The organism is Chitinophaga varians (genome assembly GCF_014529945.1).
GTDB classification, from domain to species: Bacteria; Bacteroidota; Bacteroidia; order Chitinophagales; family Chitinophagaceae; genus Chitinophaga; species Chitinophaga varians.
The window spans coordinates 1-5,141 of record NZ_JACVFB010000014.1; the positions used below are offsets into that span (position 1 = coordinate 1).

Annotated in this window: 1 protein-coding gene; it reads left to right on the top strand. The window is 54.6% G+C overall.

Annotated features, from left to right (window positions below; translation table 11 throughout):
• On the top strand, positions 1-5,141 hold a 5,141-nt coding region (locus ICL55_RS34810), incomplete at both ends, for a polyketide synthase (protein ID WP_188106680.1).

Sequence of the window (5,141 nt, forward strand, 5' to 3'; positions counted from 1 at the left end):
AATTGAACCCGCATATCGATTTTGAGCAGACACCTTTTGTGGTGAACCAGACGCTGAGAAGCTGGGAACAACCTGTTATCAATGGTATGACAGTTCCGCGTATCGCAGGGGAGTCCTCCTTTGGTGCCGGCGGCTCTAACGCCCATATCATTCTACAGGAATACGTTGCGCCGTCGCGCGCTGCATCACCTTCCGGGGCGGTTATTGTTCCGTTGTCTGCCCGGACGGCGGCGCAGCTGCAACAAAAGGTACAAGAGCTGGTACAGTTTATCCATACGGCCGCACAGGAGAACAGGCCGCCGGACCTGGCTTCGCTGGCTTATACTTTACAGGTTGGCAGAGAAGCGATGGATGAGCGTATGGGCGTAGTCGTTAGTTCACCGGATGAACTGACCGCCAAACTGCAGGGCTATCTCCATGGTGAAACGGTAGCTGGTATATACCGGGGCCAGGTGAAACGGGAGCAGCACTTTACTGAGATATCTCCGGATTACCAGCAATTATCACCACTGATCGAAGCATGGGTGCAGGGGCATACCATCGACTGGCGCAGGTTGTACGGCAATGTTACGCCTGCGTTGATAAGCCTGCCGGTATATCCTTTTGCTAAAGAGCGTTACTGGGCGGCAGTTGCCACCAAAGAGCGGGAAGATCGTGTATCCCTGTCCGTGTTGCATCCATTATTGCACCGGAACATCTCCCATTTGCAGGAACAGGGCTACAGTGCCACTTTTACGGGCGATGAATTTTTTATCTCCGGGTATGCTTTACCGACATCCGCGAGGATATTGCCGGCTGCTGTTTTTCCGGAGATGGTGCGGGCAGCTGTTTACCAGGCGTTGCCGCAGGCGGCCACCCGGCAGCTGGAAATACAGGGGATGACCTGGGGTGAATCGTTGTTGCTGAACGAAGCCCGGGAAGTGAATATCGCTTTGTTGGCTAAAAATACCACCACTGTTGACTTTGAAATTTATAGTCCTGGCGGAGATACGGATACCGTATGCTGTCAGGGGCATATCACCATCACCGCAAAATCATCACCGGCAAAACTGGATATAGCGCAGTTAAAAAGGCGGATGACCGGAGCGCTGTTACAGGCCGATGAGCTGTATGCAGCTTTGAGCTATGGCCCGGCGTACCAGGCTGTTGTGGTTATCCATCGCGGAGAAGAGGAACTGCTGGCACAATTGAAGCTGCCGGCGGCGGTTGCCGGCCATGCGGGTTATATGCTGCATCCCGTGATGATGGAAGGCGCGTTGCAGGCGGGTATTGCGTTGGTGACAGCCTTAAGCCGGCCGTTACGGTTTGATGTTGTAGATACAGTACGCATCTTCCGTGACTGCCCACAGGAGATGTTTGCCTGGGCGCGTCATGCGGCGAATGGTGTAGACATCGACCTGTGCGACGGGGAGGGGAATATCTGTGTACAGTTGCTGGGCGTGTATTTCGGGGAGCGTGTTCCGAAAGTGATGATACAGTCAGTTGTACAGCATGTATATGTTGCGCCACCTGCTGCACCCGAACCCAAACAGGTTCGTATACCCGGTACCGTAACCGCGACTGTACTGCCTTTCCAATCGGCCAGTCTGAAAAAGCCTGGTAATATTTCTTTAGTGGCACCCGCCGCCTTAGCCTTCAACCGGGTAGTGGCCGAAAAAGGGACGGTGAGCCTGTCTGCTGCCAGCGTCAACACGCCGGCAGCAGCTGTGGTGAGTTTATTGGACCATGGCAACGGCGTATATGCCATCAGGCTTACTGATAGTTATCTTTCCCGCGAGCTGATCATGCAACTGAAACAGGCGCTGCTGTACGCACAACAGCAGTCTTCGTTGAAAGTCCTGCTACTGGAGGGAAACAGTGACGTATTTCTCGAGGGTGGAAGAGAGGCTTATAATGAAGCCATCAGCCAGCAGCTCTATCGTACGATCGTTGCTTTTCCTTATCCTGTGATGGCTGCCATGACCGGCCGTGCAACAGGGGCGGGCTTCCTGGCAGCCGTGCTGTGTGATTTTATGATAGGCAGCCAGGAACACAAATATTACTACGCAGATCCCGAAGCGGGACTGTATCCCACGATGGCAGAAGAAGTGTTGTTGCGGGAGCGTTTCGGAGATGAATTTGATCTGTCTGCAGTAGAAGCAAATTGCCCCGTCATGCCGGTTTCAGATGTGACAGCCTATGCAAAGGAACTGGCGTCAGATCTGGCGTCGAAGCCTGGGGAGGCGCTGCGTTTGTTGAAGCAGCACCTGGGCCGTGACATGGCCTTGCTGACGGAAAGGCTAACGACGGTAGCGTTAATGGAGACCGCGGCCGAACCGACTGGTGACATAGCCGACATTGTTTCCCATTCCAAACTACTGAAGCTGGAAAGTGACGCGGCGGGTATACTGACCATCCATCTGCCTGCCCGCAGGAAAAAATATAGTTTGAAAGACATGGTAGCTGCCCTGACAGCGGTGATGACACAGGTAAACGAGGGGGCGGTCTGTAAAGCTATCGTGCTTCGCAGCGATGATACTGAATTTATATCCGTACCGGATATCACTACAGAGGCGACAGCCATGCTGGCGCTGACAGACCTCTTGCTGACATCCGCTGTTCCGGTGATTGCCGCCCTGGAAGCCAATGCCGGTGCGGCCGGTTGGTTAGTCAGCCAGTATTGCGATGCCTGCGTTTACCATGAAGCCGGTGCTTATACACTGTCTGGCCTTTTGCAAGTGCCCGCACTGGCGCAACGGGCAGTCATGATCTTTTCGTATACCATTGGCCGTTATGCCGGACAGGAAATCATGCTGACCGGCGGAACCTATACCGGTGCAGCCCTGCGGCGGTTAACCCCAATGGTAACTGTTGCCGGTAAAGAAACAGTGCTGGCGAAAGCGCTGGCGCTGGCTGTTTCCCGGAGCCGCTGGCCATTGACGGCCATCGGGGACCGGAAAAAGGAAAGGGCCGCCTTTATCCACGAAAAGATGTTGCAGTTGCCTTCCTGGCCAGCGGTACAGGAAGAGCCTATCGTGGCATTACCGGAGCCTGTTGTACTCAGGTCAAACGTTGTTCGTGCCACGGTACATCCGGCGGGCATCGTAGAAGTGAGGATGGAGGACAGAGAGGCGAAGAACATGTTTTCTGAAGCATTTATTGAAGGCATTCGCGAAGTGTTTGCCCATATCGCAGCCAACCCTGTCTATAAGGTGGTGGTCCTGACGGGCTACGATAATTATTTTGCTTCCGGCGGTACCAAAGAGAGTCTGCTGGCCATCCAGGAGGGGAAAGCGAAATTTACAGATACACGTATCTTCCAGCTGGCGTTGGATTGCAGCGTCCCGGTTATTGCGGCCATGCAGGGCCATGGTATCGGCGCTGGCTGGTCTATGGGCATGTTCGCGGATATCATCCTGTTCAGTGAAGAAAGTCATTATGTAAGTCCGTATATGCGTTATGGTTTTACCCCTGGCGCAGGCGCTACTTTCATCTTCCCGTATAAAACAGGATATGATCTCTCCCGCGAGACACTGTTCACCGCCAGGGAATACACGGGCAGCGAATTACGCAGCAGCGGTTTGTCGCTCCCGGTATTGCCGCGGAAAGAAGTGATGGCCGAAGCTTTCAGGTTAGCGGAGCAAATCGCGCAGCATCCGCGCAGCAGCCTGGTGGCACTCAAACAACAGCTGACGAGCGGCCTGGCTGCCCGGCTGGAAGAGGCCTGCCGCCTTGAACTGGCCATGCACGAACAGACTTTCGTTGGCCGTACGGATACTTTACAACAGATTGAACACCACTTTTATAACGCAGAGGGGTACACGCCGGGGCAACCGGTGGCGGTACAACAGCCGGTATCTGCTACTCCGCAGCAGGATGTGGCCGTGCTGCCGGAGGTTATTTCCGGACTCAGGGCCCTGCTGGCGCAGGAACTGCAACTGCAGGAAGACGAAGTGGATGAACATACGCAGTTTGTTGACCTGGGGCTGGACTCCATCACCGGCGTTACCTTCATCCGGAAGATCAACGATAAATACCAGACCTCCATCCAGGCCACCGTTGTATATACCTATTCCACGATAGCACAACTGAGCGGCCATGTGAAAGAAGAAGCGGAGAAGGCAGGGACCCTTGTCAGCACGCCTGTGGCACCGGCTCCGGTTTCGGCTCCGGTAGAAGTCCCGAAGACGCCAGTCCCGAAAATTCTACCGGACATAACAGCAGCAAAGAAGCTGACCTCCTGGCGCCGTCAGTCAGCATGGAGCGCTCCTGTGGCGGCACAGCCGACCTACTCTTCACAACCCATTGCGGTGGTAGGCATGGCTGGCCAGTTTCCGGGCGCTAAGGATATCACGGCATTCTGGGAGAACATCGCCCATGGTAAAAACAGTATCGTGGAAGTGCCGGCCAAACGCTGGAACATACAACAATACTACCAGGAAGGCGAGGCCACTGCCGGAAAGACGTATAGCAAATGGATGGGGGCACTGGAAGAATACGACCTGTTCGATCCGTTATTTTTCAATATTTCTCCCACGGAAGCAGAGAGCATGGACCCACAGCAACGCCTGTTTTTACAGACCTGCTGGCATGCGGTGGAACATGCGGGATACAACCCGCAACAGCTGTCAGGCAGTAAATGTGGCGTCTTTGTGGGGTGTGCAGCGGGAGATTATCTCCAGCAATCACAGGAGCATCAGTTGAGCGCTTATGGTTTCACTGGTGCGGCCAGCTCTATTCTGGCGGCGCGCATTTCTTATTTTCTGAATTTACAGGGACCCTGCATCTCTGTTGATACCGCCTGTTCCTCTTCGCTGGTAGCGATCTCCCATGCCTGCGACAGTCTGCTCAATGGCAGCAGCAATCTGGCGCTGGCAGGTGGTGTATATGTGATGGCGACGCCGTCCATGCATATCATGAGTGCACAGTCAGGAATGCTGTCGCCCGATGGGCGCTGCTTCACCTTCGATCAGCGGGCGAATGGTTTTGTGCCCGGAGAAGGCGTGGGCGTGATCATGTTAAAGCGGCTGGAAGATGCAGAAAGGGACCATGACCATATCTATGGTGTTATCCGCGGCTGGGGCGTGAACCAGGATGGTAAAACCAATGGCATCACCGCGCCGAATACTTTGTCGCAGGCCATGCTGGAGCAACAGGTGTAC